A 13,257-nucleotide genomic window follows, 5' to 3' on the forward strand; every position below is an offset into this window, starting at 1 on the left:
TCACCGTATCCGGCCGTCAGTGGTCGGCGTCGAACTCTTCGTTCTGCGTGCGCATCTGCTGGATGTGCGCCTTCGTCATCTGATCCTTCGGCGTGCCCTGCGTCAGCGACCACTCCGGGGTGCTCTCGGGCCCGCCGAGCACGCACTCCTGGTAGTACTGGCCGAACTCGTTCTCGGCGAGGATCGTGACGTACCAGTGCGGCGAGACGGACCGCTCGTACACGGTCGGCTGGCCGATCTGCGTGTCACCCGCGCTCTGACCCGTGCGGTGCTCTTTGGCGCACAGCGTTCCGGCCTGACCGGCGGTCATGCCCGCGGCATCCGGATCGCCATCCGGATCGGTGCCGTTCGGGGGTTCGACGGGACGCGTCGCGGGCGGACCGGCAGGCGGCGTCGTCGGCGAGACGCCCAGACTCGGGGTCCCCGGCGTCGGTGTACCGCTCGGCGTCGGGCTGGGAACCGTCGGGCTCGGCGACGACGCACTCGGCGACGGCGATGAGATCGTCGGAGTCGGGGACGGCTCGGGAGCGCACCCGGCCAGCATCAGCGCCGCGATCGCCAGCGCACCCGCCACCAGAGTCGTCTTGCGTGCCACGGTGTCCTCCGTCTCGTCGACAGGACAACCATCTCACCCGCGGCGGGCCGCCGACGACCGCACCGCCGATCACCCCACCCGCGCCGCCACGATCCCGCCGTCGATGCTGACCACCTGACCGTGCACGTACGCGGACTCGTCCGACGCGAGAAAGCGCACGGCGTGCGCGATGTCGACCGGCCGTCCCGGCTCCCCCGCCGGCGAGACCGCCGTCATCATCTTCAGGATCTCGAGCGCCGCCGCGTTGCCGGGGGTCAGGATCGCGCCCGGCGCGACGGCATTGACCCGCACGCCGCGGGGCCCGAACTCCGCCGCCCACGCCTGCGTCAGATGCTCGAGCGCCGCCTTCGTCGCCGGATACAAACCGACGTTGGGCGTGCCGATGTGCGCCATCCACGAGGTGATGTTCACGATGACACCCGACCCCTGCGCGACCATCCCGGGAGCGAGCGCGCCCACCAGGTCGTGCGGCACCCGCACGTTCGTCGCGAGCAGCGCGGCCACGTCGTCGTCCGACAGATCCGGCGTCGGACCGATCGGGAAGATCCCCGCATTGTTCACGAGCACGTCGACACGGCCGCCCAACGCCTCGGTCGCCTGCGCCGCGAACGCCCGCGCGGCGGCGGGACTGTCGGCCAGGTCGCCCGTGACGACGGATGCCGCGCCCCCGCCGTCCGCGATGGCCGCGGCCACGGCTTCGGCACGACCGACGTCGCGACCGTGGACGACGACGTGCGCGCCCGACGCGGCGAGCACATGCGCGATCGCCTCGCCGATGCCGCTCGAGGATCCGGTGACGATGGCGGTGCGACCGGCGAGGCGCTGGTCGCGAGGAAGGGTGAGGAGGTTCGTGGTCATTCCTCCACCGTGACGGCCGGGCGCCCGACCGGGTTGCCTGATCCGGTCGGATGCTTGCCGGTTCCCGGTCACGGCGCCCCTGCCCGAGCCGGGAGGCCCGGCATCCGCTTCAATGGGCACATGGACGAGCGGACCCGGACGAGCCTCGACCGCGCCGCGGACCGCGTGCGACGGCACATCGACCGCGTCGCCGCGGCCGAGTCGCTCGGGCTGATCCTGGGTCGCACGACCGCTCCAAGCCCGACGATGTTCGTGCAGTACAAGCCGTGCGTCTCGGTCGTCCTCACGGGGCGCAAGGTCTCGGGCGACGACTCCGCGGCGGGTGGGGAATGGGGTCCTGAGCGCTTCCTCATCACGCCCGTCGACCTGCCCCTGTTCGCCCGGGTGAGCGAGACCGGGCCGGCGGGCGACTTCGTGTCGGTCAACTGGCGGATCGACCCCGCCGTCGTCGCCGAGGTCGCCGGACAGCTGCCCCTCCCCGCTGCGTCCGAAGCGTCGGAGCGGCTCGGCACCATGACGGCGGAGATCGCCGACGTCGTCGACCGGATGCTCGCGCTCCTCGACGCCCCCGCCGAAGCCGGCGTCCTCGCGCCGCTGCTGAACCGCGAGCTCATCGTCCGCCTCCTGCAGAGCGACCAGGCCGCGCGCGTGCTTGCCGCGGCGACCCACGCGAACGCCGACATCGTCACCGCGGCGATTACCACACTGACCCGCCGGTTGGCCGAACCGTGGACGCTCGACGCGATCGCGGCATCCGTCGGCGCCAGCCCGACCACGGTGAGCCGTCGCTTCCGCGAACTCACCGGGCTCACGCCCATGCGGTACCTCAAGCGACTGCGCCTCGGCGAGGCGCGACGCCTGCTGATCACCGACGGCGACACCGCCGCGCAGGCCGGCGCCGCCGTCGGGTACGTCAGCGCATCGCACTTCTCGCGCGACTACCGCTCCGCGTACGGACGCTCCCCGGCATCCGACGCGACCGACCTGCGGGAGCGGATGCGGGCGAGCTGACGTTCACGCATCGGCGGGCGTCTGCCCCTTCTCGGTCGCGGTGAACCAGCCCAGCCAGCCGGCGTCGGTCCTCACGACCTCGTACGGTCCGCAGACGAACACGGTCGACGGCAGCGGCTCGCCGAGGCTGCCGTAGCGGCTGTCGAAGGGCAGACCGCGGCGGTCCATCTCGGCGCAGTCCTCGAGTTCTCCGCCCTCGACCGCGATGACGGCGTTCGTCTCGTCGGTCGTCGCGGTGTTCTTCACGGATGTCGCGTCGGCGGGGATCCACGCGGGCATCTCGACGCCGACCCACCCCTTTGCGGCGGCGGCGCGATCGGCGAACTCTTCGGAGTGCACCTTCTCCAGGGCGTCCATCGGGTTGCAGGCGGCGAGCGCGAGCACGAGCAGAGGGGTGACGAGGCCGGCGGCGGCGGCGAGACGGAGACGAGTGTGGGTCATGACTCGAGTCAAGCCGCGCGGCGTCCGGGTCGAATCGGCCCGCGTGATGATCCGGGGTACGCCGCGGGAATGATGTGCGAACCTCCGTAAGCCGTGTGAGTGCACCCCAATGGTGTGTCATCGGTTGCGGCGGCATCCGATTCTCGGCATCGTTGCCCGCTCACGCCCGCAATCCACGGAAGGGAGCATCATGCTCACTCTCACCGAGAACGCCAGCACCGCCGTCAAGAGCCTCGCCACGCAGATCCCCACCGAGACAGGTGGACTCCGGATCGCCGAGGCCGCAGACCCGCAGAACGGGTACGCCCTGTCTCTCGCCCCCGCTCCGGTCGACGGCGACACCGTCGTCGAAAGCGATGGAGCTCGCGTGTTCGTCGCGCCGACGGCGAGCGTCGCGCTCGACGACCGCATCCTCGACGCCCGTCTCGAAGAGGACGGATCGGTCGGCTTCGCGCTCGCGCAGGCCGTCTGACACAGACGCTTCCCGAAAGCCTCGGACCTTCGCGGTCCGGGGCTTTCGTGGGTTCAGGGGCCTGGTCCGCGCGTCAGGCCATGCGCTCGACGCGCTGCTTCGCCTTCGCCGGCGCGCGGAGCGTTCGTACCGACGCGGCGATGCACAGACCCGACAGGACCAGCACGGCCACCGCACCGATCAGCATCAGCACGCCGAGCACGACGACCGGCATCGGGTTCGTGATGAACAGCACTCCGAGGATCGCGAAGCCCGCCGCGACGACGAGGAACACGAGGCTCATGAAGATCGCGATGAACGCGCCCGAGCCCATCTGCTTGCGCTGGACCGCGTCGTTCCGCTGCGCCTGGTTCGTCATGATGTCCTCCGACCGGTGAAAGTCCTCCCACGGTAATCGCGCCCATCGGCTTCTCCCCAGGGCTTGCGCAGCGCGGTCCACCTCGCAAGGGCACCTGCCCCTGCCACAATGGAGCCGTGCGTCCGTCCCGAGTCTCCCGCGTCGCGCGCGGTGCACTCGCGGCATCCGTCGCCACCTGGGCGGCACTGCTCTCGCACGTCGCCGGCGGCGGACAGGTCCCCGGCTGGCTCGGCATCGCCGTCCCCTTCGCCCTGTCGCTCTTCGTCTGCACGGCCCTAGCAGGGCGACGCCTGTCGCTCCCCCGCCTGGCGCTCGCGGTCACCGGCAGCCAGCTGCTGTTCCACACGCTCTTCGTGCTCGGCACGATCACCCCGTCGGCGACGCCGCACCAGCACGGGATGCCCCTGATGACGGATGCCGGGGGCACCGCCGCGGCCATCTGCGCCGATCCGCTCATGTGGGCCATGCACGGCCTCGCCGCCGTCCTCACCATCGCGCTGCTGCACCGCGGCGAGCGCGCGGTGCAGGGCCTGATCGCCCTCGCGGCCGAGATCGCCGGGTGGGTGCGCGGCCGCATCCTCACCGCCGTCCTCGCTCTCGAGGCCGTCGACCGCCCGACTCCGGCGCCCGCGTCCACCGACGTCCCGGTGCTGCGATCGGTCGCCGTCCGTGTCGCGGCCGGCCGCGGTCCCCCGCGCGCACTCGCGATCTGACGCGCACCGCCGGTCCGCTCTCGACGAGGGATGCCGCGGTGCGCCGCGCCGTGTCATCGGCGCGCCCTCTTGCCGCACCCTTCTTCTCGAAAGCGATCATGACCGCCACCCTGCCCACCCCACCCGCCACCGCCCGACCCGCCCGACGACCGGGCTGGTTCGGCGCCTTCCTCGTGCGTCTGCACTTCTACGCCGGCATCCTCGTCGGACCGTTCATCCTCGTCGCCGCGCTCAGCGGCGCCCTCTACGCCCTGTCCCCGACGATCGAGCAGGCCGTGTACGCGCGGCAACTGCATGCGCCGGTCACCGACACGCAGCTCAGCCTCGGCCAGCAGGTGGAGATCGCCGAAGCGCACGTCGGCGACGCTGCGACGCTCTCTGCCGTCCGACCGGCTCCCGAGCCGGGCGACACGACGCGCGTCATGTTCGCGCAGGACGGCCTCGGCGAGAGCGAGTCCCGTGCCGTGTTCGTCGACCCCGGCACCGGTGAGGTCCGCGGCGACGAGACCGTCTACGGCACGAGCGGATCGCTGCCACTGCGCACCGCGATCAGCAACATCCACCGCAGCCTCGGCCTCGGCGACCCGGGCCGCCTGTACAGCGAGCTCGCCGCATCGTGGCTCGGCATCGTCGTCGTGGCCGGCGTCATCATGTGGGTCATCCGCATCCGCACGGCACGCGCGAAGAAGGACTTCGTCCGGCCGGTGCGCGCCTACACCGGGTACCGTCGCTTCTTCAGTTGGCACACCTCGCTCGGAATCTGGATCGCGCTCGGAGCGGTGTTCCTCTCGGCGACGGGCATCACGTGGTCGACCTACGGCGGACAGAACGTCACGGACCTGCGCGCCGCGCTCGACTGGACCACGCCCGCCGTGTCGACGAGCCTCGGCGAAGCCGCCGGCGGCGGGAATGAGCACGCGGGGCACGGCGCGGCATCCGCTGCACTCACCGTCGACCCGAACACGTTCGACGACGTGCTCGCGGCGGCCCGCAAGGTCAACATCGATACGGGGATGGTGCAGATCACGCCGCCCGCCGCGGCCGATCAGGCGTGGAAGGTGCAGGAGATCGACCGCGGCTTCCCCGGCCATCTCGATGCCGTCGCGATCGACGGCACGACGCTGCAGACCGTCGACCGTGTCGACTTCGCCGACTTCTCGCTGCCGGCCAAGCTCGCCTCGTGGGGCGTCGCGATCCACATGGGCGTCATGTTCGGACTCGCGAACCAGATCGTCATGTTCCTGCTCGCCCTCTCGATCGCCGGCATGGTCGTGCTCGGCTACGTCATGTGGGTCAAGCGGCGACCCACCAAGACCGCACGGGTCGGAATGCCGCCGCGCCGCGGCGTGCTCGACGGTGCCCCGTGGTGGGGTGTCACGGCTGTGGTCGCGGGCGGCGTGCTGCTCGGACTCGCGTTGCCGCTCGTCGGCTGGACCCTCGCCGCGTTCGTCGTGGTCGACGTGATCGTGGATGCGGTGCAGCGGCGGCGCGCCGCGGCGGGGTAAGGCGCGGCCCCGAGATCAGCGGGTCAGTACCAGGCGACGTCGGCCCAGCACGTCGGGCCGGCGTCAGCCTTGGCGGCCCTTGAACCGCGGGTTGAGCTTGTTGATGACGAACACCCGCCCGCGTCGGCGGACGACCTGCGCGCCGGGTTGCTTCTTCAGGGACTTAAGGGACGCTCGGACCTTCATGACACACTCCTAATTGAGAACAGTTATCATCAAGGCTACACACGCCGGGATGGAATGAGGTGTCGGATGATCGAGACGGACGTGATCGCCGTGATGGGAGCATGCGGTCCCGAGCGGGCGCGCTACGCGGCGCGATTGAGCCAGGCGACGTCGAGGCCCCTCCTCGCGGCATCCCGACTCGCCCCGCAGGACCCGGCGTCGAGCGCAGCAGCCTTTCTGCCGTGGCTCGACGTCGGGAGCGGTGTCGTGGCCGAGTTCCCGTCGGATGCCTCGATTCTCGACGTCATCGGGACGCTCGCCGAGCGCGGCAGCGGGCTGCGCCTGCGCGGCGTCGTGTGCGTCGTCGATGCGCCCCACCTCCTCGACGACCTCCGACGCGAGACCTACGCGGGATCTTCCGAGGTCGACGACAGCGGGATGCCGCGCACCCGCTACACGGCTCACGCCCTGCTCGCGGTGCAGCAGCTCGAGTACGCGTCGACGATCATGCTCGTGAATTGGTCGGGACTGTCGACTCCGGACCTCTCGATCACGATGGCGCTGGTCAGCCACCTCGCCCCGTCCGCGCGACTGCGTCTGCATCAGCCGGCCGTCGATCTGCTGCCCGTCGCACCGATCCCGATTCGCTCCCACCAGGACGCGCCCGGATGGGTGCAGCTGCTGAACGGGGAGTTCGCGCCGCACATGACCGACCCGCGGATCAGCGCCCTGCGGTACGAGAACGTCCGCCCGCTGCATCCCGGACGTCTGAACGCTCTGCTCGACGAACGGATCGAGAGCGGGGAGTTCGGCTCCGTCATCCGCTCGGCGGGGTTCTGCCGCTTCGCGACCCGATCGAACGTCATCGCGCAGTGGGATCACGTCGGGTCGATGATCGCCTTCTCGCCCGTCCAGGTGGACGACGGGATGCCGGAGGCTGAGGGGCTCCTCGCCGTCGGCGAGGACATCGCCTTCATCGGCCTGGACCTGCACCACCGCGCGCTTCGCGCCGCCCTCGACGACACCGCGCTCACCGACGACGAGCTCGCGGCGGGACCGTCGGCATGGGCGACCTTCGAGGATCCGTTCCCGACGTGGCAGGTCTCCCGCAGCAGGGAGTGATCAGACAGCCCGTCGCTTGTCACGCTCGGCCTCGACGACTGCGCGACTGCCGACGCGCGCACGGCTTAGGCAGGTCACTGGAAGTCCCTCGACCGGTGCGTCACCCCCACCCGCAGGTCCTCGAACCCGTCGGCGACGAGGTTCGTCACACCCTCGGGCGAGCGCTCGAGCATGCCGCGCGCGATGAGCGCGGGACTGTCGCGCAGGATGCGCCGGTATCTGTTCCATACCCCGACCGAGCAGATCACGTTCATGACGCCGTGCTCGTCCTCGAGGTTCAGGAAGGTGATCCCGGATGCCGTCGCCGGTCGCTGCCGGTGTGTCACCAACCCCGCGACCTCGATGCGCCGGCCGATCTCGTGCTCGCGCATGCCGCGCGAGGTGATCACCCCGCGCGCGTCGAGCTGCGAGCGGTAGTGCGTCAGCGGGTGGTCGTCGGCCGACACCCCCGTCGCCCACAGATCGGCGGCGAGCACGTCGTAACTCGACTGGTCGGGGAACAGCGGTGGCTGCACCGACACCAGCGATCCCTCGAGGAACTCCTGCCGGTCCTGCGCGGCATCCCCCGCCAACCAGATGCCCTCGCGCCGCGTGATCCCGAGGCTCTCGAACGCGCCCGCCGTCGACAGCGCCTCGAGCTGCGCCGCCGTCGCGCCGGTGCGCCGCACGAGGTCGCGCAGGTCCCGGTACGGACCGGATGCCTCCCGCTCCGCCACGATCTTCGTCGCCAGCGGCACCCCGATACCCGTGACCGAGGCGAGCCCCAGCCGCACCGCGAAGTTCCCGTCGCGCCGATGCGCCGCCGATTCGTCAGGCAGCGACCGGTCGAACTCCGGCACGGGCGGCTGGATGCGGTCGGTGCACGAGTCCCGGCCCGTCGGGGCGCGACGGTGTCCAGCCCCGGGCTCGGCAGTGGCTGGCCCCGATCCGGCATCCCGGCCCCCGAGCGGAGATCTGCGCTCCCGAGGAGGAATCCCGCCCGAAACTTCCTCGCGACGGCCGATCCCCGCGGCAGCGCCGCGCTCGGCGCCCGCGCCCCCGGCCTCCCGAGCCCCGGCATCCGCCCCCGTCGAGAACCGAGGAGATGACGCGTCCCGAGGAGCGAAACCCCGCAAACCCTCCTCGAGAACCGACATCTCCTCGCGAACCGACACCGCCATGCCGTCCACCGGCTCCAGCCCCGCCTCCACCCCCGACGCGTGCAGGTCGGGCCGGCGCACCTCGACCCCGTGCCGTCGCGCGTCGGCGGTCAGCGTCGCGGGCGAGTAGAACCCCATCGGCTGCGCACGTAGGAGCGCAGCGAGGAACGCCGCCGGGTAGTGCAGCTTCAGCCACGACGACGCGTACACGAGCAGCCCGAACGACAGCGAATGGCTCTCGGCGAAGCCGAAGTTCGCGAACGCCTGGATCTTCACGTAGATGTCGTCGGCGGCCTTCCCCGTCAGGCCGTTCCGTTCCATCCCCTCGTACAGCTTCTTCTTCAACGAATCGATCCGCTCGATCCCGCGCTTCGATCCCATCGCGCGGCGGAGCAGGTCGGCATCCTCCCCTGACAGATCGCCGATCGCCATGCCCATCTGCATGAGCTGCTCCTGGAACACCGGGATGCCGAGCGTCCGCTCCAGCACCGGCTTCAGCTTCGGGTGCGCGTAGGTGACCTTCTCGTCGCCGAGCTTGCGACGCACGAACGGATGCACCGCGCCGCCCTGGATCGGCCCCGGCCGGATGAGGGCGATCTCGACCACGAGGTCGTAGAACTTCCGCGGCTGCAAACGGGGCAAGAGCCCCATCTGCGCGCGGGACTCGACCTGGAACACCCCGATCGAATCGGCGCGGCACAGCATGTCGTAGACCGCCGCCTCCTCCTTCGGCGTCGCATCGAGGCTCCACCGCTCCCCCGTCGCGGCCTCGATCATGTCGAAGCAGTACTGGAGTGCGGCGAGCATCCCGAGCCCCAGCAGGTCGAACTTCACGAGCCCCATCCACGCGGCATCGTCTTTGTCCCACTGGATGACGGTGCGGTTCTCCATGCGCGCGTGCTCGATCGGCACGACCTCGCCGACCGGACGATCGGTCAGCACCATGCCGCCCGAGTGGATGCCGAGATGTCGCGGCGCCTTCAACAGCTCACCCGCGTACGCGATCACCCGATCCGGGATGTCGTGATCGCCCGGGGTGTCGAGCGTCGCACCCCAGCGCTCGACCTGCTTCGACCAGGCATCCTGCTGACCCGGCGAATGCCCGAGCGCCTTCGCCATGTCGCGGATCGCGTTCTTCGGCCGGTACTGGATGACGTTCGCGACCTGCGCCGCCCGCTCCCGCCCGTAGGTCTCGTAGACCCACTGGATGATCTCCTCGCGCCGGTCCGAGTCGAAGTCGACGTCGATGTCGGGCTCTTCATCGCGGAGGGCCGAGAGGAACCGCTCGAACGGCAGATCGTAGAAGATCGAGTCGATCGCCGTGATGTCGAGCAGATAGCAGACGGCACTGTTCGCGGCGGATCCCCGCCCCTGACACAGGATGCCGCGGCGCCGCGCTTCTTGCACGATGCCGTGCACGATGAGGAAGTACCCCGGAAAGTCCTTCTGCTCGATGACGCCGAGTTCCTTCTCGATGCGCGCACGGTTCGCATCGGTGGCATCCGGGTACTTGCGAGGCACGGCCTCCCACACCAGGTGCCGGAGCCACGTCATCGGCGTGTGCCCCTCGGGCACCTGCATCTTCGGCAGCGCGGGCTTGGCCCGTCGCAGCGGGAACGCGAGCGCGTCGGCGAGCTCGACGGTGCGCTCGACCGCGCCCGGATACCGCCGGAACCGCCGCGCCATCTCGGCCCCCGACCGCAGGTGCGCGCTGGCGTGCGACGGCAGCCACCCGTCGAGCTCGTCGAGCCCGCGGTTCGCCCGCACCGCCGCGACCGCCGCCGCGAGGTGCACCTTCTCGGGCACGGCGTAGTGCACGTTGTTCGATGCGACGACCGGAAGCCCCCGCTCGGCGGCGAGCGCGGCGAGCACGTCGTTGTCGCGCGAATCCGTCGGTGCGCCCTGATCGATGAGCTCGACGTCGACCCGCTCGGGCCCGAACAGGTCGACGAGCCGGTCGAGCTCGTACGCCGCCGCGGCCGGCCCGTCGACGGCGAGCGCCTGCCGGACGGCGCCCTTGCGGCATCCGGTCAACACCTGCCAGTGCCCGCCGGCCCGGTCGGCGAGGTCGTGCAGGTCGTAGACCGGGCGCCCCTTCTCGCCGCCCGACAGCTGCGCGCGCGTGATGGCGGCGGCGAGCCGGTGGTAGCCCTCCTCACCGCGGGCGAGCACGAGCAGGTGCCGCCCGTGCGGGTCGGGCTCGCCGTTCTGCGGACCGGGGAGGCCCAGCGACAGCTCCGCCCCGAACACGGTCTGCAGCTGCAGGTGCTCGGCCGCCTCGGCGAAGCGGACGATGCCGTAGAACCCGTCGTGGTCGGTGATCGCGAGTGCGTGCAGGCCCAGGCGCTCGGCCTCTTCGACGAGGTCCTCGGGCGAGGACGCCCCGTCGAGGAAGGAGAACGAGGAGTGCGCGTGAAGTTCGGCGTACGGCACGGCGTCGCGCGGCCGCTCGATCTCGGGCGTGCGGTACTTTCCGCGCTTGTGCGACCACGCCGGACTGTCGCCGCCGTCGGTGCCCGCCGGTGCCCCCTCGGGTCGCCGTCGGTCGCTGAGGATCCGTTCCATCTCCGACCACGAGACCGACGGGTTGTTGCCCCACCCCATCAGTCGTACCTACCCTCGGCGTGCCAGACGCCCTCCTCGCACACCAGCAGCCACGCGGTCTCGGCCTCGTCGACGACCTGGAACCGGTGCGCGCGACGGGTGCGCGCGGCATCCCACCCCCGCTCCATGACGGGCCAGGGTCCTGCCCACGAGGCGATGCGACGCGGATGCCGGGGCCTCCGCGCCCCCGATGCGTCCGGCGCTCCCGGCAGGATCAGCGCGATCGGCTCGGCCGTCAGCTCGCCGCGCCCGTCGACGGCGACCATGTCGTCGTCGCGATCGATGACGGCGACCGGGACCGGCTCGGGGAAGACGGTCGCTGGCAGCGGGTCGGGCAGGCTCCCCGGCCACGGCCGCGCCCGCTCGGCGATGACGGCGCGGTCACCCCACGGCACGAGCACCTGCCGTTCGGCGAGCCACCGTCCGCCGCCGACCTGCGGCGTCACGACGCCGGTGTGTCCGAGCATCGCCTGTACGCGCGAGAGCGCCGAGTGCACGCGCTCCTCGGGCCCCGAGCCGAACAGACCTGTCACGTGATGGGATGCCGCGTCCACCTTCTCGGGCACGATCCGCACCTTCGCGACGGCGCTCTTGAGCCCTCGCTCCGCGAGCTGCCACCGCACCCGGTCGACGACCGCGGCCGCATCGAACGCCCCCGGATGCAGCCACACCCGCTCACTGTGGTCGCCGCGATCCCCCGTCAGCGCGACGCGCAGCTCGGTGCAGACGAGGTCGACGGCGCCGAGCCCCGAGATGAACTGCTCCGCGGCGAGACGGATGCCGAACGCCACCTGGTCGGCGATCTCGAGCGGTGGCTCGAAGCCGACCTCGCGCTCGAGCTCAGGCGGCGGCGTGCGCGGCTGCACGGGCTGCGAGTCGAGCCCCGACGCGAGCGCGTGCAACCGCGCCCCACGGGGTCCGAGCCGTTCGACGAGCCGCGCGGGCGGCAGCGCGGCGAGCTGACCGAGGGTGTGGATGCCGAGACGCGCGAACAGGCTCGCGACCGACTCGTCCTCGAGCGCCGTCACCGGCAGCGGCGCGAGGAACGCGGCCGCCGTCCCCGGCGGCACGATCCGCATCGGGGCGTCCGGGTCGGTGGCGCGGGCGGCCTGCTCCGCCGTGAACGGACCATCCCCCACCCCCGCGCGCACATCGTTCACGCCGAGCTCGGCGAGCGCGCCGGTGAGCGCCGTCGCCGCACCCGCCTCGCCGCCGTAGAACCGCGCGGGGCCCTTCACGCGCAGGGCGCACAACCCCGGCTCGCGCAGCTGCACACCCGGGGCGATCTCCTCGAGCCGGGCGATGAGCGGGGCGAACGTGCGGTGGTCGCGCGCGTCGTCGGCGTCGACGACCTGGAGCTGCGGGCATCGCGCCTGCGCGTCGCGGCGCCGCATCCCCCGCCGCACCCCGTCCGCCCGCGCAGCCGGCGAGGTCGCGGCGACCATCCCCTTCGCGAAGACGGCGATCGGCCCCTCGGCCTCGGCGAGTCCTTCGCGGGCCAGCGCGACGACCGGCCAGTCCGGCACCCACACGACGAGGCTCCGGACCGGCTCGATCCCGGTGTCGACGAGTGCGGGATCCATCAGCTCACCGCCCGCATCGGGAGGTCGACCACCGGGGCGATGGGCTGCTCGCGCACCGCGATCGCCCCGTCGGGGGCGGGCAGCAGCATCCGCGACGACCGCGGCACCGGAAAGCGCCGGCTCGTGACCGTCACGGTCAGCTCCCGATCCGACAGCACGCCGTAGCCGTCGCCGAGGCCCGACCACCGGGCATCCGTCACATCGATCATCGCCTCGGTCTGCGGCCACGGCCCCTGCACGAGCAGCACCACGCCGCGCTCGCGCATGCGCGCCGCGAGCCGCGAGATCTCGGCATCCTTCGCCCGAGTCGGCGGCCGCACCGCGACGACCGGCAGCACGTCGGCGATCGTCGCCGTTACGGCAAGCCAGCGCGGACCCGGCTCGGGGATCAGCACGAGGTGCGACAGGTCGACACCCGCCTTCTCGGCCGCTTCGGCGCCGAACCCCGGCATCCCGACCACCCCGCACCAGCTGCCGGTCTGCGACGGCTGCGCCAACAGGCCGAACAGCAACGACATCGAGCCGCCGATCGAATACGACGATCCCGGCCGCAGCCCCCCGCCCGGCAGCAGTTCGGCCAGGGCAGGATGGGTGGGAAGGGGCGGCGCCTCGAGCTTGCGCCCCTGGATTTGAGCCATCTGCGCGCGCAGCCGCTGCACCTCTTGGGCGGTAGCGGTGTCGCGCACGATGG

General features: G+C 71.6%; 14 protein-coding genes. 6 read left to right on the forward strand and 8 right to left on the reverse strand.

Features of this window, described 5'->3' with window-relative positions; all coding sequences use genetic code 11:
* Nucleotides 1–16: 16 nt before the first annotated feature.
* Nucleotides 17–310, reverse strand: a complete 294-nt coding sequence (locus BLR68_RS17930; RefSeq protein WP_026303020.1) for a hypothetical protein — start codon at nt 308–310, stop codon at nt 17–19.
* Here BLR68_RS17930 and BLR68_RS17935 point away from each other — a divergent pair.
* On the forward strand, nt 309–713 hold the full coding sequence (locus tag BLR68_RS17935) for a hypothetical protein (RefSeq protein ID WP_026303021.1): 405 nt from the start codon (nt 309–311) through the stop codon (nt 711–713). The two genes, BLR68_RS17930 and BLR68_RS17935, sit on opposite strands and share 2 nt — an antisense overlap.
* On the opposite strand, the gene BLR68_RS03000 is transcribed toward BLR68_RS17935, so the two are convergent.
* Nucleotides 665–1,453 (reverse strand): SDR family NAD(P)-dependent oxidoreductase, encoded by a 789-nt coding sequence (locus tag BLR68_RS03000; RefSeq protein WP_018188553.1) that lies wholly within the window; start codon nt 1,451–1,453, stop codon nt 665–667. The two genes, BLR68_RS17935 and BLR68_RS03000, sit on opposite strands and share 49 nt — an antisense overlap.
* 120 nt (nt 1,454–1,573) lie before the next feature.
* On the opposite strand from BLR68_RS03000, the gene BLR68_RS03005 reads away from it, so the two are divergent.
* Complete coding sequence (locus BLR68_RS03005) at nt 1,574–2,464, forward strand: AraC family transcriptional regulator (RefSeq protein ID WP_018188554.1); 891 nt, start codon at nt 1,574–1,576, stop codon at nt 2,462–2,464.
* Between the two features lie 3 nt (nt 2,465–2,467).
* Here the strand turns inward: BLR68_RS03005 and BLR68_RS03010 are convergent, their stop codons facing one another.
* Complete coding sequence (locus BLR68_RS03010; RefSeq protein WP_018188555.1) at nt 2,468–2,905, reverse strand: hypothetical protein; 438 nt, start codon at nt 2,903–2,905, stop codon at nt 2,468–2,470.
* A 190-nt stretch (nt 2,906–3,095) separates the two neighbouring features.
* Here BLR68_RS03010 and BLR68_RS03015 point away from each other — a divergent pair, with 190 nt between their 5' ends.
* The gene (locus BLR68_RS03015) at nt 3,096–3,377 is read left to right on the forward strand and encodes a hypothetical protein (protein WP_018188556.1); all 282 of its coding nucleotides are present in this window, start codon (nt 3,096–3,098) and stop codon (nt 3,375–3,377) included.
* A gap of 73 nt (nt 3,378–3,450) precedes the next feature.
* Here BLR68_RS03015 and BLR68_RS03020 read toward each other — a convergent pair whose 3' ends face one another.
* Nucleotides 3,451–3,735 carry a hypothetical protein gene (locus BLR68_RS03020; RefSeq protein WP_018188557.1) on the reverse strand — a complete coding sequence of 95 codons (285 nt, stop codon included), beginning with the start codon at nt 3,733–3,735 and terminating at the stop codon, nt 3,451–3,453.
* A gap of 116 nt (nt 3,736–3,851) precedes the next feature.
* Between BLR68_RS03020 and BLR68_RS03025 the strand changes: the two genes are divergently transcribed.
* Entirely contained in the window at nt 3,852–4,448 is a 597-nt protein-coding gene (locus tag BLR68_RS03025; RefSeq protein ID WP_018188558.1) for a hypothetical protein, read from the forward strand.
* A gap of 38 nt (nt 4,449–4,486) precedes the next feature.
* Complete coding sequence (locus BLR68_RS03030) at nt 4,487–5,953, forward strand: PepSY-associated TM helix domain-containing protein (protein WP_018188559.1); 1,467 nt, start codon at nt 4,487–4,489, stop codon at nt 5,951–5,953.
* Nucleotides 5,954–6,016: 63 nt separating this feature from the next.
* On the opposite strand, the gene ykgO is transcribed toward BLR68_RS03030, so the two are convergent.
* Nucleotides 6,017–6,139, reverse strand: coding sequence for a type B 50S ribosomal protein L36 (gene ykgO / locus BLR68_RS03035; RefSeq protein WP_018188560.1), 123 nt, complete (start codon nt 6,137–6,139; stop codon nt 6,017–6,019).
* 66 nt (nt 6,140–6,205) lie between these two features.
* On the opposite strand from ykgO, the gene BLR68_RS03040 reads away from it, so the two are divergent.
* Nucleotides 6,206–7,240: a GTP-binding protein gene (locus BLR68_RS03040; RefSeq protein ID WP_018188561.1), complete on the forward strand. Its 1,035-nt coding sequence runs from the start codon at nt 6,206–6,208 to the stop codon at nt 7,238–7,240.
* A gap of 74 nt (nt 7,241–7,314) precedes the next feature.
* On the opposite strand, the gene BLR68_RS03045 is transcribed toward BLR68_RS03040, so the two are convergent.
* From BLR68_RS03045 to BLR68_RS03055, 3 genes are read right to left on the reverse strand one after another with little or no spacing between them, the layout of a single operon-like run.
* Nucleotides 7,315–10,983, reverse strand: a complete 3,669-nt coding sequence (locus tag BLR68_RS03045) for an error-prone DNA polymerase (protein ID WP_018188562.1) — start codon at nt 10,981–10,983, stop codon at nt 7,315–7,317.
* Nucleotides 10,983–12,566, reverse strand: coding sequence for a DNA polymerase Y family protein (locus BLR68_RS03050; protein WP_018188563.1), 1,584 nt, complete (start codon nt 12,564–12,566; stop codon nt 10,983–10,985). Before BLR68_RS03050 ends, BLR68_RS03045 begins: the two co-directional genes overlap by 1 nt.
* A complete protein-coding gene (locus BLR68_RS03055; RefSeq protein WP_018188564.1) occupies nt 12,566–13,252 on the reverse strand; it encodes a hypothetical protein in 687 nt (228 codons plus the stop codon). Before BLR68_RS03055 ends, BLR68_RS03050 begins: the two co-directional genes overlap by 1 nt.
* Nucleotides 13,253–13,257 lie beyond the last annotated feature (5 nt).

This window comes from Microbacterium sp. 77mftsu3.1, assembly GCF_900100525.1.
GTDB classification, from domain to species: domain Bacteria; phylum Actinomycetota; class Actinomycetes; order Actinomycetales; family Microbacteriaceae; genus Microbacterium; species Microbacterium aquilitoris.

Coding starts and splice junctions, on each gene's coding strand:
- BLR68_RS17935 (WP_026303021.1), top strand. CDS start 309: ATGCCCGCGGCATCCGGATCGCCATCCGGATCGGTGCCGTTCGGGGGT.
- BLR68_RS17930 (WP_026303020.1), bottom strand. CDS start 310: ATGACCGCCGGTCAGGCCGGAACGCTGTGCGCCAAAGAGCACCGCACG.
- BLR68_RS03000 (WP_018188553.1), bottom strand. CDS start 1,453: ATGACCACGAACCTCCTCACCCTTCCTCGCGACCAGCGCCTCGCCGGT.
- BLR68_RS03005 (WP_018188554.1), top strand. CDS start 1,574: ATGGACGAGCGGACCCGGACGAGCCTCGACCGCGCCGCGGACCGCGTG.
- BLR68_RS03010 (WP_018188555.1), bottom strand. CDS start 2,905: ATGACCCACACTCGTCTCCGTCTCGCCGCCGCCGCCGGCCTCGTCACC.
- BLR68_RS03015 (WP_018188556.1), top strand. CDS start 3,096: ATGCTCACTCTCACCGAGAACGCCAGCACCGCCGTCAAGAGCCTCGCC.
- BLR68_RS03020 (WP_018188557.1), bottom strand. CDS start 3,735: ATGACGAACCAGGCGCAGCGGAACGACGCGGTCCAGCGCAAGCAGATG.
- ykgO (WP_018188560.1), bottom strand. CDS start 6,139: ATGAAGGTCCGAGCGTCCCTTAAGTCCCTGAAGAAGCAACCCGGCGCG.
- BLR68_RS03040 (WP_018188561.1), top strand. CDS start 6,206: ATGATCGAGACGGACGTGATCGCCGTGATGGGAGCATGCGGTCCCGAG.
- BLR68_RS03045 (WP_018188562.1), bottom strand. CDS start 10,983: ATGGGGTGGGGCAACAACCCGTCGGTCTCGTGGTCGGAGATGGAACGG.
- BLR68_RS03050 (WP_018188563.1), bottom strand. CDS start 12,566: ATGGATCCCGCACTCGTCGACACCGGGATCGAGCCGGTCCGGAGCCTC.